Genomic DNA, 21,030 nt, shown 5'->3' with positions numbered 1-21,030 from the left:
CGGGGCTGCCTCGAGAAGGACGGCAGAAGGGGACGCGCCAACGATCGTCATCAGCCGCTTGACATCAGATCGTCGGGTGCGCGCCGCCAGCGAGCCGCTACGAAGACTTTGTGCTTGAGGGCAGGAGCATCCGAATGGATGTGCATGATTGGCTGGCGAGGCGGCTGCCGAAGGGGTCTCTGCTCAATTGAGTTGGGGTCATGAGCGGTGCCGGGAAGTTCGCCTCAAAAGGGCGTCTCGATCGAGACGCCTTTTTTCTTGGACCTCAGCTTGTGAAAATCTGCTCGGCGCTCGTTCGCGGCCTGGGCAAGTCTGGGCTCCACCTACAATTTCCATCCGCATGGCAAAGCTTCGCAAACACACATCTCCCACCCCTTGTGTCAGGGTGGCGCCCAGTGGCGTCCACGGCCTGGGCGCCTTTGCAACGCGCGCGTTGCCCGCCTTCGCATTGCTGGGCCTCTACGAAGGCCGGCGCTACTCACCGCAGGAAGTCGCCGCCAGAACCTGGGATGATCAGCTCACTTACCTGTTCACCTTGTCCAATCAGGAAACCATCGATGGTGCCAAAGGCGGCAATGGCACTCGTCACCTGAACCACGCCTGCGACCCGAACTGCGAGGCGGTCGAGGAGTACGACGACGCAGGCCAGGTACTGCTGAAGTTCCAGACAATCGTCCCTGTAGAGGCAGGGGACGAGTTGTTCATCGACTATTGCCTGACAGCGGATGACGGCTCGCCGCCCTCAGACTATCCCTGCCGTTGCGGCTCTTCGAATTGCCGTGGCACGATGCTCGCCCCTGTCGAAACCAGCTGAATCCGGCGATCTGTCTGCCGACGCGCAGGTCATTGCCCGCGAGACCGCGCGACATCAAAAAGCTTCCGAACCCCGTTCCAGCGCACGCTGAGCGGCAAGCAAGTGCACTGCCACGCAGCCTCGCATCCGCTCTTCGTCCTCGTCGAAGTGCGTGAACGAAGGCCGGTCCTCAAGGTGTCATGGGCATGCCGCCGACCATGGGCGCAGCCATTCGAGTCATCACGCCCGAGCCGGTTGCGCTACCGCACATGATGGGGGGTCAAGCTTCCTCCCCTTGGCGCGTCCCGGGGGGTCACCTGCGGCGAGCAGCAAAACCGCCTTGGCTGAATGACGGCAGCGAGCTCGCCCCGTGGCGGGAACTTCGCAAAGTCTGAGGACCCTAGATTTCCTTCAAAACCTCTGCGCCCGGCGCCGTCATGCTGGGTTTGAACTCGGTCACATCCTTCCGAGCACCTGCGTTCTGCACGAAACGGTCAGCCTCGAGCTCCTTGCGCTCGCCTGAACGCGCGAGGATCACGCCGCCCTTGCGGGGCACTCGAGCGCAGCGTGATGAAGGCGCCCGGCCGCCAGGCGCAGCGTCCGCGCATCCTGAACCTGGAGGCGGTCGACACAGCAATAGGCATGAGTCCTTTCAGGGCGCGTCGGTGATGCCTCATGGAAGTCTTCAGCCGGCGCGCCAGTGCTTACTGAATGCGCCATACCCATGCGACGCGCGCCTTGGCGCGCGGGGTCGAACTGACAATCGTGCGCGACAATCTGCGCCGCGACTCGCTGGTAACTTTGACCCATGGACCTCACGCTACAGTTCGTATCTCTGGACGGCTTCACCCGGGCTGATTGCCCAACCGAGGATGACGCGTCGCTTGTGTTTCCCCACGTGGCGATCACTGAGCGAAAGATCGCCGGCGTCCACACCGCGATGCTGCAGGCCTCCGATCACCAGAGTTGGGGAGGGCAGTTCGTCCGGTACATCCGCACTGTCTACCAAGCGCAGGGAAGCTCGCCTGCCGCAGCTGGACGCTGCACCGTGTACGGATTTCCTACCGAGGGCGATCGCGACGCATTCTGCGATCTGACCAGAGCAACCCCTGGCAAGTTCTTGCGAGCCATTGCCCAGAGGCATTCGGCCTGAGTATCCGCTGCTCCAGTCAGGTCACAAGTGCGTGAATTCATTGCAGCCCTACTTTGCGTTTGCCCCAGATTCACGGACTCCCGGCTTAACAGGACGCTCAGACCCGCCTACATGGGGTTATCGGCTGATGACCGACGATGCCGGCCTCGGGGTCGTGATCGGGTCAGCGTGCCGATGAACGAGCTTCCACGCACCCTGCTCCAACCGAAATAAGCTGGTAACGCGTACTGCGACCGCGACGAGTTCCTCGGCACCTCCAACCTTGGTTCGGCCGCGCTCTACCTCGACAACGCACGCGAGTCCGTCCGAAACATATTTCGCTACGAGTTCGACGCCGGTGCCCTCTCCGTCGCGGTAGTGCGACGCGGCGCCCTCCAGGGTTGCCTCAACCTGCTTCCGACCGCGCGCGTACGGGCCGAATGGATTGCCCAGAGTCACGTCTTCCGTATGGGAATACAGCGCCTTGTAAAGGCTAGGGTCGCCTTTTAGGATCGCGCTCAGAGCAGCGTGGCTCTGTTCAATTGCACTGTCGAGGTCATCCGACTTCATTTCACGACCCCTGTGTGAAGGCTTGCCTCGGTTGTTCGGCTACCCCCCGAAGCATTTTGCCAAGCGGATCGCGATTCGACGACCGCTCTTGTGCAAATCGCCCGTCCAGGTCGATAGACCGAATGACTGGGGATGGCCGAACTCGGTCTAGTTCCCCGGAGCTCCATGGAAGCCGACCTCGCGAAGAAAAGCACCAACGCGAGGCCGACGGCCCCGGGACTCAGCCCCTCCTGACACCGCAGGATCGGAGCAGCAAATGCTGGACCTCAGATGCCGATGCTCGAGGGACTGATGACATTCGGTACGCACCTGCCCCGCGTCGCAAAGTTCTTTTCTCTTGGTGCACACCCCGATGTCAGTTTTTCGATTGCGGGACTCCAACGCTGGGTCAGGATTGCATGGAAATCATCAGCGCATCCCAAGGCACTACCTGGTGATGTCGCGTCAAGGTTTTCCTTTGGGCCTTCCCACTCTCTGGCTGATTTCCTGGCCGGCCGATTGAAGGATCATGTTGCGCGGATACTGTGCTGCGTACTGGTTGGAGGCCGAGACCAATCCCGCGGCCGGCGAGCCGAGGCGCGCGGAGGACAGAATCGAGGATGCCTCGGGCATCAACAGATAGGCCGTGATCTTGCGAGGATCGGTTCCGGGCAGGCTCAGTCTCGCAACGATCACGGCATCCACGTCGGTCCCCTGGGCGAGGCTTTCGATTTGGGCGCTGGCGCGCAGCCAGTGGGCGTATCTCACGGCATCGGTGAGGCCGAAGTCTCCAGTGGCGCTGGCAAATCGGGGCTCGCTCTTGGCGAGCAATTGCCCGATCTCATTCACCGAGCGGGTGGAGTAGCCCTTCAGGATCTTCGGATCGTCATGGATCGAGCCAGCCAGAATGTCGGCGGCATAGGAATTCGCCGAACTGCGGATCGCCGATAAAAGTTCATCCTGCACGCCCACAGGAGCCAGCCGTGCCATGTGGGCCAGTTCGCCGTAGTAGTCGTCCGCACTCAGGACGTGGGTTTCGAACGCGCTCTTGAGCAGCGCATCCGATCCCGGCAGATAGCCGATGCGCGAGAAGCTCAATGCGGCCGATCGCGCGACCTCCTTGTTCTTGTCGCCGATCAGGCTGCGCAGATCCAGCAGGATGTCGGCGTTGTAGCCGGTCGCATTGTCCGACGAGTACAGGCGGCCCAGGATGCGGGCCAGCGCAATCTTCTCGTCGTCGCTGATCCCCGCCTTCAGCAGCGCGCGCGCAGCCAGAGCCGATCGAGAGGTGAGCGGCACGCCCTGCGCGAAGATTCGGTCGAGCTCATTGCGTCCCTCGATGCCGGGCTTCGGGACATACGAGGCCAGGGAATTTTGCGAATCCTCTTTGCCCCTGGCGGCCCCGATCGCCGCCGCGTACCTTGCGGCGGCTGTGGACGGGCCGCCTCGATCGTCCCGGTGGAGTGCGGGCGCGGATGTACTTGGATACGACGCCGTCGACGCAACAGGTGGCGTCTTGAACCACCCCCAGATGATCCCGGCCAAGGCGATACCCGCGACTGCAAGGAGACCGGCCTTTTTCATGCCTGCCGCGCCTCAAAACCAGCCCTTCATGGTGTTGAAGAGCCTCGACGGCAGCATGACGCCGCTCTTGAGATCGCGATTGCGGTCCAGCCAGATTTGCGGAACCGGGTAGATCGACGGAATGCCTTCGTCATCGGCCGTCTTTTCATACAGATTCACGATGAATGTGTCGCAGCGGTAGAGGCCCCGTTCGGCCGGACGGCCCCACATCAGCGGCTTGGCGCTCGTGTAGTGTTGACCGTAGGTGTAGTCGGCGCCGATGAGGTACGCCTGAAAGGCACGCTTGACCAACGCCATCCTGGCCCGCACATCCTCGAAGTCACCCGCTTGCAGGCACGCCGTCCTGAAGCATTTGTTCAGCAGGTGGTTGGGATTGTTGGGAGAGGCCGTGCCCCAATATGCCGAACGCGCCTTGAAGCTGGCCAGGGATTCGTACTGGATGGCATTGCTGCCCTCATTCAGCACCTCGACGACGACACTGCCGTCGAACATGCCGGTGTGTCCCAGCGAACCCAGGCCGGAGATCGACAGGTCGCGCCCAACAACGTCGCCGGCCCATTGGGGATCGCCGGCGACGAGGTCAGCGCCGATGTGCCAGAGCGCTCTGCCGTTGCCATAGATGACCAGGTTGCCGTCATCCTGTGCTGCCAGGTACGCACCCGGGTTGCCGCTCGTTTGCGAGTTCCAGAGCGCCGCTCCGCTGCTGGTATACACCACGAGATTGCCATCGCCCTGCATTGGGGCGAACGCGCCGGGACTCTGCGTCTGGCTGTTCCAGCGCGGGGTCCAGTCAGATGTCCGGTAGTAGACAAGGTTTCCATCGCCCTGCATCACAAGGACGTAGCGGCCGTTGTCGGAACTGATGGATTGTCCAGGTGAAAGCGCTGTGTTGGGCGCCAGAATGCCGGCGCTGGTGAGACATGCGATGAGGGCCAGCGCGAGGGCACCCAGTGCCCGAAATAACGTCGCCATCACAACCCCCCCCGGGCATGGCTGCCCGCGCCGCGTTGCAATGCACCAGCGCGGATCGTCAAGGCGCTGGCCCCGGTCCCGCTTGTGAAGTGCGCCCAAGTGGGGAAGGCATTGTTCCGCGAAAAGCTGGCGTCCGCAAGCGCGACCGAGGGCAGATCAAATGGGCGGGCTGATCAAGGAGGCGGGAATCACTCCATGACCGTTCGCGCGAACATATTTTTTAGAGTGGACCCCGAAGGCATCCTCCGACACATCTGTTGGAACGTCTGCTACCCACTGACCCGGCCAGGCCCGATCAGGCTGCCCACGCTCAACTTTGACCGTCAAACCGCTGCTTGATCGGCCGCTGAAGCGCTATCTGCTATCGAAGGGCCGCACCGTCGCGACAATCACGTCGCGCCCAGCCACGAAATCCGGCTGCGTCGCCGGCCACATCGATGTCGCCTGGGTCAACGCGAACGTCGGATGCCGTGCGCGGAAATCAGCCCACACGCGGCGCGCCTCCTCCGACTGCCCGTCACGCTCCAGCGACGCGGCCAGCAGCAGCCAGTAAAACGGCAGGTGAGGCAGGCCACCGACGGTGAGGCGCGCCCGCTCGGCCGCCTCGGCGTAGCGCCCCTGCATGAAGCGGTTCATGCCGATCAAGCCGTGCCAGATCGGCACGCGCGAGTCGCGCGGGCTGATCCGCAAGGCGCGCTCGCAGGACGGCACCGATTCCTCGAAGCGTCCCAGGCGCAGCAGTGCCGAACAGCGGTGGTGGTGCGAGGTATGGTCGCTCGGAAAATGGGCGATCATCACCTCCGACAACTTGAGCAGGCCCGGCCAATCGCCGCGCCAGTTGGTCAGCGTGGCGCGGCCGTCGAGCGCGGCAAAGCTGGTCGGGTCGAGGGTCTCCAAGCGCGTCTGAGCTTGCTCGGCGCGCCGCACGGCCGCTTCGGGATCGTCGGTCCAGCGGAAGATCGCCCTCATGGCCTGGACGTTGACCACACCCCCCAGCCCGCGCACCGAATCCGGGTCCTTGGCCAGCGCCTGCTCGAACAGGCGCAGCGCCTCGGTGAAGTTGTCGGGCCCGACGGCGCGAAGCATCACGGACGTGCCCTGCATCGCCAGGTCGTCGGCCTCCACCGCCTCCGGCTTCATGCGGGCAGCACGCTGGCCAACCGACCTGCCGATCTCGACCAGCAGGGTGCGCGAGATGCCGCCGCGGATGTCGTCGACCGACTGCGCCAGCTGGGCGCGCTCGATCTGGTATTGCTCGGCCCATTGCGCAACGCCGGTGTCGCCGTCGATCAGGTTCATCTCGAGCCGGACCTGCTCGCCGTCGCGCCGCACGCGGCCGTGCACCACGTAGCGCACACCCAGTTCGCGCGCCACGGCACGCGGATCGTCAGACCGGCCCTTGTAGCGCGCCGCAGTGCCACGGCCGATCACGCTGACTGTGCGCCACACTGTCAGCGCTCGCGTCAGGTCGCCGGTCAACGCATCGGCGAACCAGGCCTGCTCGGCGGCGTCGGCTTCGCTGTCGAGCGGCAGGACCACCAACGAGCGCAGCGGCACTGCAGGCGGTGCCGTGCCGCGCCATGGGCCCAGCGCAACAAAGCCGGCGATGGCCGCCGCCAGCACCAGCAGGGCGGCCGCGAAGACGATGCGCTGGCGCGCGGGTGGCGAGGCGGAAGCCGAGGCTGAAGCTGGAGATGGCGCTGCGGCGCTGTCCACTGGGTCTGGCGCTGGGTCTGGCGCTGGGCCTGGCGCTGCCTCGTCGGGTATCAACAGGTAGCCACGCCGCGCCACGGTGCGCACGCGCCGGTGTTCGCTGTCCCCCAGCACGCGGCGGATCTCGGCGATGGCCTGCGCCAGCGAATCGTCGCCCACAACCACACCGGGCCAGACGCGGCGCATCAGTTCGTCCTTGCCGACCACGCGGCCGGCCTGCGACCCCAGCACCAGCAGCACCGCCAGCGCCTGGCGACGCAAGCCGGCAAGCTGGCCGTCGGCGCGGCGCAACTCGCCATCGGCCAAGTCCAGCACGAAGCCGCCCAGATGAAGGCGGGTTTGCGCGGTGTCGTCGAGCGTCGCGGCCTGTTCCATTGAGCGGAAGCCCCCGGCATGAAGTTTCATCGTACTTCTTTCGTCCTGATTTCAGGCGTCTTTCAAGACCTGCGGCAAGGCGCCCGGCAGACTGGCCCACCATTTGTCGCTGGAGCAAGGCCATGAACAAGTTCCTGATCACCCTCGCATTGGCGGCCGTCACCTGGAGCGGCCAGACGCCGGCCGCGTCAGCTGGCACTGAGGCCGCCCAGGCGCGCGCCGCGGCCGGCGCCGCGGCGTTTCGCCAAGGCCATCACGAGAGCGCGCTGGCGCACTTTCGGCAGGCGGCAGGAGCCGGGCATGCCGTAGCGCAGTTCAATCTGGCGGTGATGCTGATGGAGGGGCAGGGCACTGCGCCGCGGCCTGCGGAAGCGATCGGCTGGCTGCGCAAGGCGGCCAACAACGGCTTCGTCCAGGCCCAGAATGCGCTGGCCGCCCTGTTGGAGCGCGGCGAGCACGTCCCGCGGTCGCTGCCCGAAGCGACCCACTGGTGGCGCCGCGCGGCCGAGCAGGGCTCGCGCGACGCGCGCGTCAACCTTGCCACCCAGTACTTGCTGGGACGAGGCGTGGCGCAAGACGACGCGCAGGCAGCGCTCTGGTATCAGCGCGCCGCCGGGCAGGGTGACGCAGGCGCCTGCTACATCATCGCCAGCATGTATGACAAGGGCTACGGCGTGCAGCAGGACCCCGAACGCGCCGCCTTCTGGTACGGCCAGGCGGCGCTGCGCGGCGAGCCCGGCGCTGCTGACATGGCACGCGCGGCGCGCCGCAAGGCTGAGAGCCTGTAAAACGGGGACTTTTTGCGCTGCTACCGATTCGATACCCGACGGGCAAGTGGTGTCCAAGCTTCAGCCACGACCCAGTTACGGGGATGTCGGCCAGGCCCGGTGCTCGCACTGCGACACGGTGTTCATGTTTCCAGGCGGATGACTTCACGACGGCATTCCGTTCCAGACGCGACCAACGAGGCTGGCAGCCTTCTTGCCGACGCGTCCATTCGATCTTGCTGGCCGCGCCGGAGCAAATGACTCAATGTGGCAAGACCTTCGCTTGCCCGTCCTGATCGTCCGCGGTTTGCGGCTTTGGACAGTTCGAATCGAGGTCGCCGACTGCGGTGCGGCTTTCGTTTGGGCGTTCCGGCGGCCGAGCTCTGCATCCTGGGGAGCACTGGTTCGGTACTGGCAGCCGTCTGGTGGGCGTCATCGGTCTACTCCAACGCGGCGTTCCGGTACTCAGCCAACGTCGTGCGGCGGAATTCGATCACTGGTACCAGCATGTCACCCGAATCCGGAAAGCGGGCGCGAATGTTGGCTTCTTCGCGGACCCAACATCCGCGGGAAATCGTGCCATCCCACGACGTCAGGTAGCAAAGCCGATCGGGCGTGATGCATTCTTCCTCGGCATCGGTCAACTGCAGCATGTGGAACACGCTTCCGTGCGCCACGAATAAGACGGTGGGCTGCGTGTCGCAGCCGAGAACGAATGTGCAAGTGGCGACACATGCCACGACTGAAGATGCCTTCATATCTGGCTCCAGTCGATGTCGGGGATAGATCGATTGAGCGCTTTGGTATTAGGGTAGTCAACCCTCGATATGAGGAGCCACGCTGCCGTCGATAGTCGGGAGCTTTCGGTAACCTGGCCGCGACACCGAATAAGGCAAGGTTGCCGCATCTCGCAACGGCAACCGATCGATCTGTCACTTGCGTCCGATGCCGAGGTTCAGAGCCGAGTTGGGCGCGGTATCCGACTCCGGCGGTCCGATCGCCGCGGAAAACGCGGATGATTGTTGGATGACCTCGATCGATTCAGCAGCGGCGCTCCTGCACGCCGCCTCGCGCATCTCGGTACTCTCGGGAGCCGGTCTTTCGAAGGCGTCAGGGATCCCGACGTACCGCGATGCCGACGGCCTCTGGAGGGACGAGAACGCGGTCAAGTTTTCCCACGTCGACGATCTGAAACGCGATCCCGAAGGCTTCCACAACTTCTGGGCGGCGCGGATGGCGGTGTTGTCGGAGGCCAGGCCCAATCCGGGCCACCGCGCGCTCGTCGCGCTGCAGATGCGCAGACCGGGCACGGCGCTCATCACGCAGAACGTCGACGGGTTGCTTGCCGAGGCCGGGGCTCAGGAGGTCTTCGAGCTGCACGGCAACCTGCGGCGCTGGCGATGCGACAGCTGCGGAAACCGGGAAGGGCCCTGGTTGTCGCAACTCTGCCCGCGCTGCGGCTCGCAAGCAAGACCCGACGTCGTGGTGTTCGGGGAAATGCTCAACGAGGAACTCCTCACCCGGACGCAAGAGGTCGCGGCGCACAGCGACCTGTTCCTGGTCGTGGGGACCTCTGCAGCGGTTTACCCGGCGGCGGACCTGCCGACGATCGCGGCGACGAACGGTGCCAAGATCATCACGCTCAACATGGAGACGATTGATGTTGATGACGTGGCGGCCGTGGTGCTGCGGGGCCCCGCAGAGGAGCTCCTGCCCGACCTCATTCAGGCCGCCCGGCTCAGGCCGTAGGCAGTCAAACTTCGGCTTCACGACACGAACCCGGCTGCGTTCTCGTCCGCGCCGGCTTCCCTTCGTCCGAGTGAGGGTTGGCGCTGCGAGCCAATGCCGCGATCGGCGGATTTGAGCTGGCGAGAGGACTGAAGGAAGGCCGCAGCGCCGCTAGGGCGTCAGCATCAACACCTTGAATTGGCTGGGCACGATGCGCATGCCCATGGCGTTGCTGCCGTTCTGAACCGAAAGACTGGTCATTCGAGTGGCCGGACTGCCTTTGAGCAGCACGGTGAACGAGCCTGTCAGATGCCGCGACGGCCCCCCAAGGGTGAAGTAGTGTGCATGCGTGATCACCCGGCCCCGCTGGCTGCGATCAGGATGATCGAACACCTGCACCTACTCAACGCAACCTACGGCTTGAGCCACCCGATGGCCCGCTTCGGCTGGAGCCGGTTGATCTGAAGACTTTGGACTTCATGCCGGCATGCAGCGCTCCCAGCATGCGCGCTGACCATGGCCGGCTTCGCCAGAAACGCACGTTTTCGCTGTAGGACCGAACCCCAAAATACAGACGCGCCGCCCATCACAGCCGTACGATAAGACCCAAGTTCGAACGAGAACGCGGAGGGATTGAAGCATGAGCAAACGCAGGGAAGAACTGGAGACGGTGCCCCACGACTTGGATGCCTACTCCTTGGGGCCTAGAGTCCAAACGGACGCGAGGACGTTCGCGAACACCGTGGCCAACTTCTTCCGCAGGAACGGCGGCGCGGACACTCCCGAGTCGATGGGCGCCACGGCCCTGCCTGCACCGGAGGCCATTCCTTGACGGGTAGGAAACTCATGGCCACATCCTCGAGCTCGCTCAATTTGTTGGAAAAGGCGGTAAATGCTATTGAGCAGGCGGCCCGCGAAATGCTGGACAGCGAGCCCGATGTACCGTTCACTGCATCGACCGATCTGCTTTCTCTTAGCCCGAATGAACAAGAGCGCATCCGCAGCAAGGAGGAGGCAAGCTATCGGACACGGCCCACGCTGTCGGCCATCCATTTCTGCCTGACATCATCCATGGCAATGCTTGCCATTTGCCAGTCACTGATTGAGCAACCACCGATCCAGTCGCCGCGCGAACGCGAACGGCGGTGGAAGAAGCTGGCCTCCGATGCCAAGATGGCAGGCCGCACCGCCTACCGCGCGGCGCTCGTTCTTTCAGATCCTAGTGCGAATGAGGGCCCCGGAGGTCAAGGTGCTGCGCCCCCTGGCCGCACATAGTCTATGCCGACCTGAAGACGGGAAAGCCCACCAAAACAAGTGCCCGCGGAAGATCGTTCTGTCGCTGTCGGACGTGGGAAGTCCCTTCGTATTCGCCTGCGCCAGCTACAACTTCTGTACGCGGCCATGAAGGATGGAAGAATCAGCTTTAATGAGGGTTGCCCCGAAATCCGAAGCTCCGCGCCGCTCTTCGTCGCCGCGGCAGGAGTCCGATGCCCGGTGAAGTCCGAAAGCATCAACGACGTTGCCGTTGACGGCGTCGGCCCGGCGTTCACGATCGCATTCCAGCCGATCGTGGACGTTGAGCGGCGGGAAGTATTCGCGCATGAGGCGCTCGTGCGAGGTGTTCACGGCGAAGGAGCGCTCCAGGTGCTCGGCAGAGTAGAAGCGCGTCATCGGTTTGCCTTCCACGAGGCATGTCGCGTGAAATCGATCGAAATGGCGTCGATGCTCGGCATGCAATCCAGGCTGAGCCTCAACGTTTCTCCCAACGACGTTGCGGGGCCCACGGAGTGTTTTCATACCGCCATTCGCACGGCCGAGCGGGTCCGCTTTCCCATCGATCGCCTGATACTCGAACTCACTGAAGGCGAACCCGTTGCCGATCTGCCCGCGCTGGCCGCGACTTTCCGAGCTTTCCAAAGCTTCGGATTCGCCTCAGCCATCGATGACTTCGGTGCTGCTTATGCAAGCTTTGAACTGCTGGCCGCTTTTCAACCGGACATCGTCAAGCTTGATAGGAGCTTCGTTCGAGACATCCATCCCAGCGCCGTGCGGTTCACCCTCGTGAAGGGGCTCGTTGCGATATGCGACGAGCTTCGGATCAAGGTGCTCGCAGAAGGCGTGGAAACTCCGGAGGAGGTCCAGGTGCTTCGTGGGCTCGGCGTGAGGCTGTTTCAAGGCTTCCTATTTGCCCGCCCCGGCATTGGCATGCTGCCGACTGTTGCCTGGAATGCGGCCTGACCCTCGCACGTTGGTGCAGCAACTGCGCATGCGCATCGCCGATGCGCGCCGCGAAAACGATGCGGTGCCGCCCGTAGCCGAAGCCGAGAAGGCGTTTGCATGACCGCCGCCGAAACGTGGCGCACATCATCAAGCCCGTCGTTACGTGATCGGCACACGCGCACGTGCATCCCGATGGCCTGAAGACTGCAACCTGCAGGTCCGCCAAAACGGTATGGCGGCAGGTATGGGCATGTACCTACGACTGCTCCACAGGGCGTCCTACCTTCGCAGGATTCGGCCGATTTCTACATTGACGATGACGCCGAAGTTCAAGCAGGAACACCGGACTCCTTACACCCTGTCGGCGTCGAGGAAACCATCATGAAAAAGCTATTGTTGATGTTCACCATTGCGTCATCGTGCCTGGTTGCCGTCCAGACCAGCGCGCAGGTCAGCGCACCTCCAACTCCGGCAACGCTCGGTCCGGCCGACGCCGAATACAAGGCCGCCCGCGACAGGATCGCGGCCGACTCCAAGGCTGCCAAGGCTCAGTGCGACGCCATGAAAGACAATGCCAAGGACGTCTGCATCGAGGAAGCCAAGGGCAAGGACAAGATGGCCAAGGCCGAGCTCGACCAGCAGCGCAAGCCGAGCGACAGCAATGCGCGCAAGGTCGCCGAGGCCAGGGTGGAGGCTGCCTACAACGTCGCCAAGGAGAAATGCGATGCTCACAAGGGCGATGCCAAGGCCGCTTGTGTGAAGCAGGCCAAGGCCGAAGAGGCGAAGGAAAAGGCCGAGATCAAGGCCGTAAAGAAGTGAGCGGCAGGCCGCTGCGGACCCCTCTCGCGCCACACCACACGTTTGTCACGGTATTGGCGCGTGGCAAGGACAGGCCGAGTTCCTCGGTCGAGACAGCCGCCGGCATCGAGGAACTGACCGGACTGGGCGGTTGCCGAAGCCACCTCTACCAGCGCCGGACGACTGTCTGCCTGAAGTATGGTTCGCCAGTCTCAGAAGTCCACAAGCGCAGGCGCGCGCTCCTCGGTTGTCTTCACTTCCTTCGGGTAGAGGCGCCCGCAAACGATCAGCGTTTGTCCGTCCAGGCGGTGCCGACATGCCGTAGCCGCGGTGGATCCATTTGGCGCTGGAGGGGCCGCGCCCCCCTGTTTGGCGAGCAAGGTGTCGACGAGATGCCTGGCCTTACGCACTGGCCGGCGATGCGACTGCTCGAAGCTCGCACGTAGAGCGTTGATCTCGTCATTGGCGGCCGGCATGACAGAAGTTTGCCGGACTTGCCGGCTGTCCAAAACACAGTCTGCGTAGCGATACAAGTTGAGCGCTCATGGCCATTGCGCTCATGGCGGAATCATGCCGTTCTGTCGGGCGGCGTGGAGGGCTTGAGTGCGGCTCTTGACCCCCAGAAGACGGAACAGACGTGCCAGATGAGTCTTGACCGTGTGCTCGCTGATTCCCAGCTCTTCACCGATTGGTGTTGACTCACGGCATGTACTGGAAGGGACCTGACTGCGCGATGCTGGTCAATCCGGCCGAGGTCAAGCCCCTTCCGGTGGTGGCTGCGCCGCTGCCGGCGCAGAAGGTGATGCTGGGTGCGGATGGGCTGTTCCGTTTCGATGGCGGGTCGCTGGACGACCTGTCGCCCGAGGTCCGTACGAAGATCGAAGCGCTGGCAGCGGACATCAAGCGCAACTTCAAGCAGCTGCGCTACGTCGCGGTGACAGGGCATACCGATCGGCTCGGCTCCGATGCATACAACGCAGCGTTATCACTGACGCGCGCCGACACCGTGCACAAGCTCCTGGCGCAGCAGGGCATCGACAGCAAGGCGATTCGCGCCGCCGGCATGGGCGAGCGCCAACCGGTGGTGCAGTGCCCCGGCACGGTTAAGACTGCAGCGTTGGTGAGCTGCCTGCAACCCAACCGGCGGGTGGAAATCGAAGTGGCGGGGGAGCAGTGAGCATGGCGCCATCACATTGCGTGGAGACGTAGAGCTTGCGTTTCCGAGACAGGCATGGGGCCAACCTCTTCCTCGGCTAAGCCTTGCTTTGCGAGCAGCAGCCATCGCTCGATTTGTTGCCAAGCGGGACGCCAGAAAGCCGCCCTTCGCCAACGACGGAAAGTGGCCGATCTGAGACGTAGGCCGTTTCGGGCGAAGGACCGACCGTGGCGACACGGCGAACGATCCAATCTTTACAGCCCACTAGTTCAACGTGACCACGACGTGGGTTTGCGGTCCGCCGCGCATGACGTAATTGACCGGATGCAGCGCCTCGCCGGGATCGCATGCGACTGCTGAATTCAGCATGGGCGCGAGCACTCCAGGCAGCTTTTTCTTGAACGGCCCGACAGGCATGCACGCGGTGACGTTAACGACTCCGGAGTTCTTCTCGTTTCTGTCCTTGTAGAACCTGTCGTTGACTGGGAAGGTTTCTGGCCTGTACTGGCCGGCCGCCGTATCTTTGACGAAGATCGACAGATAGGATTCCCATTGATTTCCCACGTCGACGTCCATGCAGACTCCCGGCCTCATGGTGTACCAGCCTTGGAGCGTCACGTAGCACCGCGATCCCTGAAGCTCGCATCTCGAACCCGAATCGTCCGAATTCTCATGGATTACAGCAAAGACGATGTCCGTCTGTCGTCCGTTGCATAGCTTGTTCGTCCCCGTTGCGCCGGCGTGGAACGCCACAGCAGAAAGCAGCAGAACGCCGAACGCGAGATGCACGATCGATTTCATCTTTTCCCCCTACAGAATCTGCGCGGATGACCTTCGAGTAGTCGAACTTCGCTAGCCCCCGGCGAGTGTCCCATCTTGACCTTCAACCCTATGAGGCCACCAGCCGACAGGCTATCAAACAAGCCGGGCCTTGAAAATGCGATCCGCGCCACTGGCCGGCTTCGCCTTCGCCCTGTTCTTCGGCGCGATTCTTCGCTTATGCGGGTGGCGCGGTCAAGCCTCGGGCGACGCATGGCGCTCGAATCTTGGCAACCTGGCTTCGGAAATTTTTACGCAAGGTCATTGGCGAAGGTCTGGTGTTGGCCGACACTGTGAGTTCGCATTTGAGCCAGGGAGCTGAGCACGAAGGTGCGACGGTGCGTTTTGTGGCAAGCTCCCGCTCGTGGACAAGTGCCAGTGGACCGGCGTGCGGAGGCTCAACCTTCTATGGTTCCCGAAACCCGATATGCGAGGAGCGGTGGCGTCAACATCGCCTACCAGGCGATCGGCAACGGTCCGCGTGATCTGGTGCTGGTTCCCGGCTGGGTGTCGAATATCGACGTCTTCTGGGAGGAGCCGACGCTGGCGCGGCTGCTGACGCGGCTGGCCTCGTTCTCCCGCCTGATCCTGTTCGACAAGCGGGGCACCGGCCTGTCCGATCGTGTCAACGACATGCCAAGCCTCGAGGTTCGCATGGACGACGTGCGCGCGGTGATGGATGCGGTCGGCTCGCAGCGTGCGGCCTTGTTCGGCTATTCCGAGGGGGGCGCGATGTGCGCTCTGTTCGCCGCCACGTATCCGGAACGGTCTTCGGCGCTCATCATGGGCGGCGCTTTCGCGCGACGCACACGGGCGCCCGACTACCCCTTGGGGCCGACGGTCGAGCAGCACCTGGCATTTGCCGACCAGATCGAACGAGACTGGGGCGGACCGGTAGGCATCGATGCCCGGTGCCCTAGTCTGGCCCAAGACGAGCGCTACCGACGGTGGTGGGCCCGCTGGTTGCGCGCCAGCGCCAGCCCGGCGGCCGCGGCAACGCTGGTGCGCATGAACATGGAGATCGATATCCGGCATGTCCTGCCGGCCGTGCGCGTGCCCACGCTGCTGCTGCACAGCAGCAACGACCGCACGATCGAATTCGGCGCAAGCCGCTACATGGCCGATCACATCCCCGGAGCCAAGCTGGTCGAACTGCACGGCATCGATCACGTTCCCTGGGGCTGCGACTGCGACGCTATCGTCGACGAGATCGAAGAATTCCTCACCGGCGCTCGGCACGACGCGGAACCTGACCGGCTCCTGGCCACCGTCCTATTCACCGACATCGTCGGCGCCACCGAGCGCGCCGCCAGCCTCGGCGACCGCCGCTGGCACGATTTGCTCGACAGCCACCACGCATTGATTCGCCACGAGCTGGAGCACTTTCGCGGCCGCGAGATCGACACCTCCGGCGACGGCTTCCTCGCCGCCTTCGATGGGCCGGCGCGCGCCGTGCGTTGCGCCTGTGCGATCTCCGAGGAGGTGCGTGCGCTCGGGCTCGAGATCCGCGCCGGGCTACACACCGGCGAGTGCGAATGGATGGGAGGCAAGGTCGGCGGCATCGCTGTGCACACCGGCGCACGCGTTGCTGCACAGGCGCGCGCCGGCGAAGTGCTGGTCTCCGGCACGGTCAAGGATCTTGTCGCAGGTTCCGGGCTCGTGTTTCAGGATCGAGGAGTGCAAAGCCTCAAGGGTATCCCTGGCGAGTGGCGGCTGTTCGCGGTAGAGCACTGAGGCGCCTGGCAAAACCAATGAGGCTCCCGGACCGCCACCACTGACCGCGCCTGAGCTCGTTGCTCGATGAGCTGCTCGACCTGGACGCGCGCGGACCGGCACATCGGATGGTGCTGCCGCGTACACCGCTTATGTCATGAGTTAACCACCAACGACATCTTTGGAGCGGCGAATTCGGGTGGTCTGCTGCAGGCGGACACTCCGGATCACCCCAGACAGCGCGGAACGTTCCAGGCTGCGCGTGCGCGAGATCTTCGAGGAAGTCGACGAACGCGAGGGGCGACGGTACTTGGTCGGCGATCGGTTCAGGGCTGCGGATCTCACGTTTGCCGCGCTCGCGTCACCGATGCTGCTTCCTGCAGGACGCGGTGCCGCCTGCCATGCGCGAGGAGGTTCGGGGCCTGCGCGACACCGAAGCAGGGCGATTCGTACTCCGCCTGTACTCGGAAGAGCGCGTCCGCGCTCCGCGCGGTGCCTGAGAGCCTTCTCAGGTCTTCGCCGACTTCTTCGGCGCTCTACTCGCGGCCTGCAGGGCCGCCGCCTGCGCAGCGTGCTTCTCGGCACGCGAGGGCCTGTGGGCCTTGCCAGCCTTGGCCTTCTTGGCCTCCTTGGGCTCCTTTTTTTCCTTGGGCTTCTCCTTGGCCTGCGGGTGGTGCGTCCTCACCAGCTTGTCGACGGCCTTCGCCCTCGGCTGCTGCGCTTGCGCTTGGCGCTTCGCACGCTCCTCCTTGAGCAGGCGGCGCTCCTCGGCCAGCGCCTGTTCGGCTTCGGACGGCTCATGGTCCGCCCCCAGCGAGTGGACGCGGTCCATCGTCGCCTGGTGAAGCATCGCGCCGTTCTTCGCGATGCGGTGGGTCAGCGATGCGATGCGAATGGGCATGTTGCGATCCTCATGGTGGGTAGAAGACCAATGTAGGCCAGCCTGCCGCGTCCTGCCAATCGATTTGTGTGGCTTCGCCCTTGCGGCAGTGAATTTCTGCTGCCGGAGAACGGACTGTTGCCAATACCTGCTTCTGGCCGATCCCTGCCAGAGGGCCATACCTCCGAATCTGAGCCGGAGATCCTACGCAACATCCCAAACGCCACAAGCTGGCGCGTACTTGCCATCGATGACAGCTGGAAGCCAGCCCATGTCGGCATAGAAAAGGCTGAGATCCATGATCTGGAAGACCTCGGTGGCCAGTTCCCGCAACGTGACTTCCGCATTGCGGTAGTGGGTGAACTCGGCGCCCCCGCCGGCCGGTGCGGGGTCCGCCCAAACCGATTCGCACTCGTCGCACATGAGTACAAGGGTTGAGCCGTCAGAGCATCTACGAATGCCGATGAGGCCGTTGCGGCAGATGGGGCATTCCGCCTGAACGATAAGCATGGAATCTTTCGTGTTTCAACTGACTGGCACAGACGAACTTCCGGTATTGGCCCGCATTCTGCCCTTGGTCCTCATAGCTTCTTCATCATGAACGCTAGGTAGAGCCCATTGGTGCGGTTGTCGATGCGGCCGAACTCCTGGTAGCCGCGCTTCGCATAGAAATCGGGGGCCTGCCACTCGAAGGTATCGAGCTTCGCGCTATGCGCGCCCAGGCTCTTCGCCTTCGTCTCGGCCTGCTCGAGTAGTTCGCTGCCAAGCCCCGCAGTCCTAGCCGCCTCGTCGACCCAAAGCACGTCGATGTGGAGCCAGTACAGGAAGACGTATCCACGAAGCCCTCGATGGTTCAGGCGTCCAGCGCCTCGAGCACTTGTCGACCACCATCGTTCGCGGCCGGCCGGCCATCGCTGTTTTCGTCGGCTATCGTCGAGGGCATGGCTTGCCTGCTGTTCATCGTTGCTGGTGCAGGAATGATCGGCTCGACCGCCTTGGCAATCATGTGACGGCGCGACTGCGCCGCGGTCCGCGCGACGTCGTGCACGCTCTCCAGCGTGGCGGGTTTTTCTTTGCCGATTGCCTTGCCGTCATTGCTCCCGTAGAGAACCGCCAGGCGCTCGATCGCCGCTATCAGCCGCCGCTGGATGTCGAAGGAATTTGTGATGCTTGGCGGTGCTCGAACGCGCCCGCATGTGCGCCCCGCCATCGAAAGCAGGCCTCCCGAACTTCGTTGACCAGCTCCGACAAGGGCTCCGGCGCCGTGCTCCGTTCGGCGCGCTGGATCACGAAGCGGGCGGGCGGCAGATGCGGCAGAAAGCTTCCTGGCGGAATGGAGCGCAGGCTGGGCGGCATGCCGGAAGGCGTCAGCACGGTGATGGCCAATCCGGTGGAGGCCGCCGCCACCAGTGCGCCGGCGCTCTGCGCGGTCAGCACGATCTGCCAGTTCGTCGATCCGTGGCCGGCCAGTGAAGCGAGCGCGGCTTCGCGAAACGGGCAGGGCTCCGAGAGAAAGGCGAGCGGGGCGGGCGAGTCCGGGTTCAGCAGCGCTCTTGCGGAAAACGCCCAGACGAGGGGCTCCATCCAGAGCGTCTCGCTGCCTTCGCCGGCATCGCAGACAGTGCCCACCATGAGGTCCAGCGATCGATGGCGGACCTGCTTCGCCAGAAGGGTGCTGATGCCGCAGGTGACCTCGACATGCACGTCCGGCCTGCGCTGGCGGAAGTTCGCCAGCGCAGCGAACAGCCATTCGCTGGCAAACCCCTCCGAGCACCCCAGGCGCAGCGTCGTCGCCGCATGCCGGGGCGCCGCGAGCCTGGAAACCACCTGCTGCTGGAGGCTCAGGATGCTCCTGGCATAGCTCAGGAGAACGCTGCCCTGGTGCGTAAGCTGCAGCGAACGTGTCGTGCGGTCGAAGACGCGGCAGCCCAGCTGCTCTTCCAGCCTCCGGATCTGCGCGCTGACGGCCGACTGCGTCAGGTGAAGGATGTCGGCCGCGCGAGTCACGCTGCCCTGGTCGGCGACAGCCACGAAGGCGCGCAGCAGTTGGGAGTCGAACATCCGGCTGTTTCAGTGAGAATTCTTCTGAATGACTGCAGATTATGTTGCTTGTGTGCACGATTCGCCGGGCCTAGCCTTCAAGTCCGAACCAACCATTTGCTGCTGCTGCGCACGATCATGAAAGAACTTCTCTACATCGAGACCTCGCCCAGGAAGACGCGTTCCGCCAGCACGGAGGTCGCCCAGGCGTTCATCGGCGAGGTGCTGCGCAACCACCCCGGTTGCCGCGTGACGACGCTGAACCCGTGGACCATGGATCTTCCGGAGCTGTCGCAGGACATGCTCGACGCGAAATACGCCGGCATCAACGGCGTGCCCTTGACCGCGCCGCAGCAATTCGCCTGGGATCAGGTCAAGCAGACCGCCGCACCTTTCCACGTCGCGGACCACATCGTGCTGGCCGCGCCCTTGTGGAACTTCGGCGTGCCCTACAAGCTGAAGCACCTGATCGACGTGGTGTCGCACAAGGACGTGCTGTTCCGGTTCGATGCCGCGGGCCTGATCGGCATGCTCCAGACGCAGGCGGCAACGGTGATCTGCGCAAGAGGGCTGGACTATCCGCTGGGAGAAGACGGCTCCGCGCACGATCTCGATTTCCAGCGCCCCTACATCGAGACATGGCTGCGGTTCATCGGCGTGCGCGACGTGCGCTCGATCGTCGTGGAAAAGACGCTGCTGGGCCCGGAGATCGACGCCGGCGCAAGGGACGAAGCCAGGCGCAGCGCCGTCGAGCACGCCAGGAGCCTCTGAACACACGAGTGTCACTGATGGCCAGCACGAGGGGCCATGCCAGGGGCCTAGCGTCTTCGTCGTCGTTCCGCCACTTGTCTAGCTCTAGACTGGACGATCCGGGGCGAAGCCCCTTGCGCAAGGGCTCGGTTTGCTGACAGTTGGGGTCACCGGCGGAGCAGCGCCGCCGGCCAGCCGTTGCCCCAGCGACGCAAACCAGGCACCCACAGGCCCTGTGCACCGAGCGCCGCCGGCAAGGCCAGCGCCGCCGCATTGCCGCCGCCGATTGCTGGCTGGATCGCGGTGGCGGAATCGGCCAGGCGCCAGCCAAGTTGAGAGTTCTGCTGCATCGGCGCACCCAGCCACGTGGTCACGATCCGGGGCAACAGCTGCCGGCTCGAATCGAAGGTCGCGCTGGCCTGATCAGCCCGACCAGTCCGAGTCGGTAAAGACAGATTGATCGACAACCCGGAGGTCAGTTTCCTGATGCCGCCATGGGGGGTCAACTCCAGATGTCGTGACAAAGAGCGAAGCCGCTGGGCTGGATGCTCACCGGTTCCTGACCCAGATGACCTGTTTCTAGGTCGATGGCTCAACCACGCGGCTTTCAAGACGAAATCGCCCGTTCACTGCACTGTTATCCAAGGGCCTATCCACAGCCTTATCCAATGACGTCAGGGCTGAGGCCACGTGCATACAAATGGTTTCTGGCAACGTTGAGGGAGGCAACCGGGTGTGCTGCTCCACCAAATGGCGGAAGCGAAGACGCATGATCCTCGGCATGAATGGCCGATGGAAACGGAAGACTTAACCGACGAACAACTGGCGGCCTCTGCGCACGTCTGGCGCCGAAAAGCATTTCACGGTGAGAAGCACGCGAGTTCCGTGGCACTGCATTTGCGCCGCGGTGGGCGATATACCTGCGACGGTCAGGTGGTGTATGGCTTCGTCGAAGCCAAGCTTCCGACGATTGTCGTTAGCGCCGTAGCAGCCTTGACTTAAAGGCCGTGACAGCATGCGAAGGAATGGCTCGCCGCAGTT

25 protein-coding genes and 3 pseudogenes are annotated in these 21,030 nt (G+C 63.7%); 12 read left to right on the top strand and 16 right to left on the bottom strand.

The annotated features are described in order from the left end of the window. Positions 1–340: 340 nt before the first annotated feature. Positions 341–814 (top strand): SET domain-containing protein, encoded by a 474-nt coding sequence (locus BLS74_RS27605; protein WP_170855732.1) that lies wholly within the window; start codon positions 341–343, stop codon positions 812–814. A 379-nt stretch (positions 815–1,193) separates the two neighbouring features. Here the strand turns inward: BLS74_RS27605 and BLS74_RS27600 are convergent, their stop codons facing one another. Then, the gene (locus BLS74_RS27600; RefSeq protein WP_170855728.1) at positions 1,194–1,349 is read right to left on the bottom strand and encodes a hypothetical protein; all 156 of its coding nucleotides are present in this window, start codon (positions 1,347–1,349) and stop codon (positions 1,194–1,196) included. A gap of 252 nt (positions 1,350–1,601) precedes the next feature. Between BLS74_RS27600 and BLS74_RS27595 the strand changes: the two genes are divergently transcribed. Then, positions 1,602–1,946: a hypothetical protein gene (locus tag BLS74_RS27595; RefSeq protein ID WP_093110330.1), complete on the top strand. Its 345-nt coding sequence runs from the start codon at positions 1,602–1,604 to the stop codon at positions 1,944–1,946. Positions 1,947–2,063: 117 nt separating this feature from the next. On the opposite strand, the gene BLS74_RS27590 is transcribed toward BLS74_RS27595, so the two are convergent. The 4 genes from BLS74_RS27590 to BLS74_RS27575 form a co-directional block, all read right to left on the bottom strand. Then, entirely contained in the window at positions 2,064–2,495 is a 432-nt protein-coding gene (locus BLS74_RS27590; RefSeq protein WP_093110329.1) for a YybH family protein, read from the bottom strand. Between the two features lie 444 nt (positions 2,496–2,939). Further along, the gene (locus BLS74_RS27585; RefSeq protein ID WP_139191754.1) at positions 2,940–4,058 is read right to left on the bottom strand and encodes a hypothetical protein; all 1,119 of its coding nucleotides are present in this window, start codon (positions 4,056–4,058) and stop codon (positions 2,940–2,942) included. A gap of 12 nt (positions 4,059–4,070) precedes the next feature. Then, positions 4,071–5,030 carry a hypothetical protein gene (locus BLS74_RS34860; protein WP_093110327.1) on the bottom strand — a complete coding sequence of 320 codons (960 nt, stop codon included), beginning with the start codon at positions 5,028–5,030 and terminating at the stop codon, positions 4,071–4,073. Between the two features lie 354 nt (positions 5,031–5,384). Continuing rightward, on the bottom strand, positions 5,385–7,148 hold the full coding sequence (locus BLS74_RS27575; protein WP_093110326.1) for a winged helix-turn-helix domain-containing tetratricopeptide repeat protein: 1,764 nt from the start codon (positions 7,146–7,148) through the stop codon (positions 5,385–5,387). A gap of 92 nt (positions 7,149–7,240) precedes the next feature. Here BLS74_RS27575 and BLS74_RS27570 point away from each other — a divergent pair, with 92 nt between their 5' ends. Next, positions 7,241–7,906, top strand: a complete 666-nt coding sequence (locus BLS74_RS27570) for a tetratricopeptide repeat protein (protein WP_093110325.1) — start codon at positions 7,241–7,243, stop codon at positions 7,904–7,906. Positions 7,907–8,325: 419 nt separating this feature from the next. Here the strand turns inward: BLS74_RS27570 and BLS74_RS27565 are convergent, their stop codons facing one another. Continuing rightward, positions 8,326–8,538, bottom strand: a complete 213-nt coding sequence (locus tag BLS74_RS27565; protein ID WP_139191753.1) for a hypothetical protein — start codon at positions 8,536–8,538, stop codon at positions 8,326–8,328. Positions 8,539–8,911: 373 nt separating this feature from the next. On the opposite strand from BLS74_RS27565, the gene BLS74_RS27560 reads away from it, so the two are divergent. Next, positions 8,912–9,634, top strand: a complete 723-nt coding sequence (locus BLS74_RS27560; protein WP_093110385.1) for an SIR2 family NAD-dependent protein deacylase — start codon at positions 8,912–8,914, stop codon at positions 9,632–9,634. Between the two features lie 150 nt (positions 9,635–9,784). Here BLS74_RS27560 and BLS74_RS27555 read toward each other — a convergent pair. Further along, positions 9,785–9,946, bottom strand: a pseudogene (locus BLS74_RS27555) (PAAR-like domain-containing protein); the annotation flags it as partial. A 307-nt stretch (positions 9,947–10,253) separates the two neighbouring features. Between BLS74_RS27555 and BLS74_RS27550 the strand changes: the two are divergent. Then, the gene (locus BLS74_RS27550) at positions 10,254–10,445 is read left to right on the top strand and encodes a hypothetical protein (protein WP_093110323.1); all 192 of its coding nucleotides are present in this window, start codon (positions 10,254–10,256) and stop codon (positions 10,443–10,445) included. Between the two features lie 14 nt (positions 10,446–10,459). Continuing rightward, positions 10,460–10,888 carry a hypothetical protein gene (locus BLS74_RS34020; protein ID WP_139191752.1) on the top strand — a complete coding sequence of 143 codons (429 nt, stop codon included), beginning with the start codon at positions 10,460–10,462 and terminating at the stop codon, positions 10,886–10,888. A 105-nt stretch (positions 10,889–10,993) separates the two neighbouring features. On the opposite strand, the gene BLS74_RS35250 is transcribed toward BLS74_RS34020, so the two are convergent. Continuing rightward, positions 10,994–11,284, bottom strand: a complete 291-nt coding sequence (locus BLS74_RS35250; protein ID WP_244504037.1) for a hypothetical protein — start codon at positions 11,282–11,284, stop codon at positions 10,994–10,996. Between BLS74_RS35250 and BLS74_RS27545 the strand changes: the two genes are divergently transcribed. Both BLS74_RS27545 and BLS74_RS27540 read left to right on the top strand, forming a co-directional pair. Beyond that, positions 11,183–11,851 carry an EAL domain-containing protein gene (locus BLS74_RS27545; protein ID WP_244504036.1) on the top strand — a complete coding sequence of 223 codons (669 nt, stop codon included), beginning with the start codon at positions 11,183–11,185 and terminating at the stop codon, positions 11,849–11,851. The genes BLS74_RS35250 and BLS74_RS27545 overlap by 102 nt on opposite strands. A gap of 363 nt (positions 11,852–12,214) precedes the next feature. After that, positions 12,215–12,652, top strand: coding sequence for a hypothetical protein (locus BLS74_RS27540; RefSeq protein WP_093110321.1), 438 nt, complete (start codon positions 12,215–12,217; stop codon positions 12,650–12,652). 536 nt (positions 12,653–13,188) lie between these two features. On the opposite strand, the pseudogene BLS74_RS27535 reads toward BLS74_RS27540, so the two are convergent. Continuing rightward, positions 13,189–13,320, bottom strand: a pseudogene (locus tag BLS74_RS27535) (LuxR C-terminal-related transcriptional regulator); the annotation flags it as partial. Between the two features lie 17 nt (positions 13,321–13,337). Here BLS74_RS27535 and BLS74_RS27530 point away from each other — a divergent pair. Next, the gene (locus BLS74_RS27530) at positions 13,338–13,808 is read left to right on the top strand and encodes an OmpA family protein (protein WP_093110320.1); all 471 of its coding nucleotides are present in this window, start codon (positions 13,338–13,340) and stop codon (positions 13,806–13,808) included. A 243-nt stretch (positions 13,809–14,051) separates the two neighbouring features. Here BLS74_RS27530 and BLS74_RS27525 read toward each other — a convergent pair whose 3' ends face one another. After that, positions 14,052–14,588, bottom strand: coding sequence for a hypothetical protein (locus BLS74_RS27525; protein ID WP_093110319.1), 537 nt, complete (start codon positions 14,586–14,588; stop codon positions 14,052–14,054). A gap of 426 nt (positions 14,589–15,014) precedes the next feature. Here BLS74_RS27525 and BLS74_RS27520 point away from each other — a divergent pair, with 426 nt between their 5' ends. Next, a complete protein-coding gene (locus tag BLS74_RS27520) occupies positions 15,015–16,340 on the top strand; it encodes an adenylate/guanylate cyclase domain-containing protein (RefSeq protein ID WP_093110318.1) in 1,326 nt (441 codons plus the stop codon). A 487-nt stretch (positions 16,341–16,827) separates the two neighbouring features. Here BLS74_RS27520 and BLS74_RS27515 read toward each other — a convergent pair whose 3' ends face one another. The 5 genes from BLS74_RS27515 to BLS74_RS27495 all read right to left on the bottom strand — a co-directional run bounded on the left by BLS74_RS27515 (position 16,828) and on the right by BLS74_RS27495 (position 19,260). Beyond that, a complete protein-coding gene (locus tag BLS74_RS27515) occupies positions 16,828–17,220 on the bottom strand; it encodes a hypothetical protein (protein ID WP_093110317.1) in 393 nt (130 codons plus the stop codon). A gap of 183 nt (positions 17,221–17,403) precedes the next feature. Further along, positions 17,404–17,709, bottom strand: coding sequence for a hypothetical protein (locus tag BLS74_RS27510; RefSeq protein ID WP_093110316.1), 306 nt, complete (start codon positions 17,707–17,709; stop codon positions 17,404–17,406). Between the two features lie 71 nt (positions 17,710–17,780). Further along, positions 17,781–18,023: a GNAT family N-acetyltransferase gene (locus tag BLS74_RS27505; RefSeq protein WP_280142669.1), complete on the bottom strand. Its 243-nt coding sequence runs from the start codon at positions 18,021–18,023 to the stop codon at positions 17,781–17,783. Positions 18,024–18,052: 29 nt separating this feature from the next. Continuing rightward, complete coding sequence (locus tag BLS74_RS34015) at positions 18,053–18,409, bottom strand: hypothetical protein (protein WP_139191751.1); 357 nt, start codon at positions 18,407–18,409, stop codon at positions 18,053–18,055. Next, positions 18,334–19,260, bottom strand: coding sequence for a LysR family transcriptional regulator (locus tag BLS74_RS27495; RefSeq protein WP_093110313.1), 927 nt, complete (start codon positions 19,258–19,260; stop codon positions 18,334–18,336). Before BLS74_RS27495 ends, BLS74_RS34015 begins: the two co-directional genes overlap by 76 nt. Before the next feature lie 117 nt (positions 19,261–19,377). On the opposite strand from BLS74_RS27495, the gene BLS74_RS27490 reads away from it, so the two are divergent. Then, the gene (locus BLS74_RS27490) at positions 19,378–20,010 is read left to right on the top strand and encodes an FMN-dependent NADH-azoreductase (RefSeq protein WP_093110383.1); all 633 of its coding nucleotides are present in this window, start codon (positions 19,378–19,380) and stop codon (positions 20,008–20,010) included. 188 nt (positions 20,011–20,198) lie between these two features. Here BLS74_RS27490 and BLS74_RS34010 read toward each other — a convergent pair. Continuing rightward, positions 20,199–20,318 (bottom strand): annotated as a pseudogene (locus BLS74_RS34010) (8-amino-7-oxononanoate synthase); the annotation flags it as partial. 463 nt (positions 20,319–20,781) lie between these two features. Between BLS74_RS34010 and BLS74_RS27480 the strand changes: the two are divergent. Beyond that, positions 20,782–20,991, top strand: coding sequence for a hypothetical protein (locus BLS74_RS27480; RefSeq protein WP_093110311.1), 210 nt, complete (start codon positions 20,782–20,784; stop codon positions 20,989–20,991). The last annotated feature ends 39 nt before the right edge of the window (positions 20,992–21,030 follow it).

It is taken from the genome of Variovorax sp. CF079 (assembly GCF_900101545.1).
Taxonomy (GTDB): Bacteria; Pseudomonadota; Gammaproteobacteria; order Burkholderiales; family Burkholderiaceae_C; genus Variovorax.
This window is presented reverse-complemented; position numbering and strand designations above follow the sequence as displayed.

Excerpts from the sequence above, each read along its gene's own strand:
- BLS74_RS27605 (WP_170855732.1), top strand. The coding sequence starts at position 341 with ATGGCAAAGCTTCGCAAACACACATCTCCCACCCCTTGTGTCAGGGTG.
- BLS74_RS27595 (WP_093110330.1), top strand. The coding sequence starts at position 1,602 with ATGGACCTCACGCTACAGTTCGTATCTCTGGACGGCTTCACCCGGGCT.
- BLS74_RS27590 (WP_093110329.1), bottom strand. The coding sequence starts at position 2,495 with ATGAAGTCGGATGACCTCGACAGTGCAATTGAACAGAGCCACGCTGCT.
- BLS74_RS27585 (WP_139191754.1), bottom strand. The coding sequence starts at position 4,058 with ATGAAAAAGGCCGGTCTCCTTGCAGTCGCGGGTATCGCCTTGGCCGGG.
- BLS74_RS34860 (WP_093110327.1), bottom strand. The coding sequence starts at position 5,030 with ATGGCGACGTTATTTCGGGCACTGGGTGCCCTCGCGCTGGCCCTCATC.
- BLS74_RS27575 (WP_093110326.1), bottom strand. The coding sequence starts at position 7,148 with ATGAAACTTCATGCCGGGGGCTTCCGCTCAATGGAACAGGCCGCGACG.
- BLS74_RS27570 (WP_093110325.1), top strand. The coding sequence starts at position 7,241 with ATGAACAAGTTCCTGATCACCCTCGCATTGGCGGCCGTCACCTGGAGC.
- BLS74_RS27565 (WP_139191753.1), bottom strand. The coding sequence starts at position 8,538 with ATGCTGCAGTTGACCGATGCCGAGGAAGAATGCATCACGCCCGATCGG.
- BLS74_RS27560 (WP_093110385.1), top strand. The coding sequence starts at position 8,912 with ATGACCTCGATCGATTCAGCAGCGGCGCTCCTGCACGCCGCCTCGCGC.
- BLS74_RS27550 (WP_093110323.1), top strand. The coding sequence starts at position 10,254 with ATGAGCAAACGCAGGGAAGAACTGGAGACGGTGCCCCACGACTTGGAT.
- BLS74_RS34020 (WP_139191752.1), top strand. The coding sequence starts at position 10,460 with ATGGCCACATCCTCGAGCTCGCTCAATTTGTTGGAAAAGGCGGTAAAT.
- BLS74_RS35250 (WP_244504037.1), bottom strand. The coding sequence starts at position 11,284 with ATGACGCGCTTCTACTCTGCCGAGCACCTGGAGCGCTCCTTCGCCGTG.
- BLS74_RS27540 (WP_093110321.1), top strand. The coding sequence starts at position 12,215 with ATGAAAAAGCTATTGTTGATGTTCACCATTGCGTCATCGTGCCTGGTT.
- BLS74_RS27530 (WP_093110320.1), top strand. The coding sequence starts at position 13,338 with ATGTACTGGAAGGGACCTGACTGCGCGATGCTGGTCAATCCGGCCGAG.
- BLS74_RS27525 (WP_093110319.1), bottom strand. The coding sequence starts at position 14,588 with ATGAAATCGATCGTGCATCTCGCGTTCGGCGTTCTGCTGCTTTCTGCT.
- BLS74_RS27520 (WP_093110318.1), top strand. The coding sequence starts at position 15,015 with ATGGTTCCCGAAACCCGATATGCGAGGAGCGGTGGCGTCAACATCGCC.
- BLS74_RS27515 (WP_093110317.1), bottom strand. The coding sequence starts at position 17,220 with ATGCCCATTCGCATCGCATCGCTGACCCACCGCATCGCGAAGAACGGC.
- BLS74_RS27510 (WP_093110316.1), bottom strand. The coding sequence starts at position 17,709 with ATGCTTATCGTTCAGGCGGAATGCCCCATCTGCCGCAACGGCCTCATC.
- BLS74_RS34015 (WP_139191751.1), bottom strand. The coding sequence starts at position 18,409 with ATGGCGGGGCGCACATGCGGGCGCGTTCGAGCACCGCCAAGCATCACA.
- BLS74_RS27495 (WP_093110313.1), bottom strand. The coding sequence starts at position 19,260 with ATGTTCGACTCCCAACTGCTGCGCGCCTTCGTGGCTGTCGCCGACCAG.
- BLS74_RS27490 (WP_093110383.1), top strand. The coding sequence starts at position 19,378 with ATGAAAGAACTTCTCTACATCGAGACCTCGCCCAGGAAGACGCGTTCC.
- BLS74_RS27480 (WP_093110311.1), top strand. The coding sequence starts at position 20,782 with ATGGAAACGGAAGACTTAACCGACGAACAACTGGCGGCCTCTGCGCAC.